The sequence below is a fragment of the Pseudomonas agronomica genome (assembly GCF_025917275.1).
Lineage (GTDB): Bacteria > Pseudomonadota > Gammaproteobacteria > Pseudomonadales > Pseudomonadaceae > Aquipseudomonas > Aquipseudomonas agronomica.
Genome location: NZ_JAOSHO010001160.1, coordinates 1 through 239 on the forward strand (window position 1 = coordinate 1; position 239 = coordinate 239).

Consider the following 239-nt stretch of genomic DNA (forward strand, 5'->3'; position numbering starts at 1 on the left):
CCACGTCGTCGACAGCACAGCGGCGGCGCAAAACAGCCATGACCAAAGCCAGGCCAACGTCCAGGGGTCGAACGCAAGCTGGGCCGTTACAGGTCACAAGTACATGGTTGAAACCAATCGTGAACTGACGGACCTCAAGCAGTTCATGAGCTCGGACTACCTGCTCGGTAATCTGGGCTATGACCCGGACACCAGTTGGAAGCGCCTGGGCGATGGCTTGTACGAACAACGCCTTATCC

Annotated in this window: 1 protein-coding gene; it reads left to right on the top strand. The window is 57.7% G+C overall.

What is annotated here, in order from left to right; genetic code table 11:
* Positions 1 to 239, top strand: a 239-nt coding sequence (locus tag OC610_RS29370) for a hypothetical protein (RefSeq protein ID WP_264433384.1), incomplete at both ends; no start/stop codon positions are given.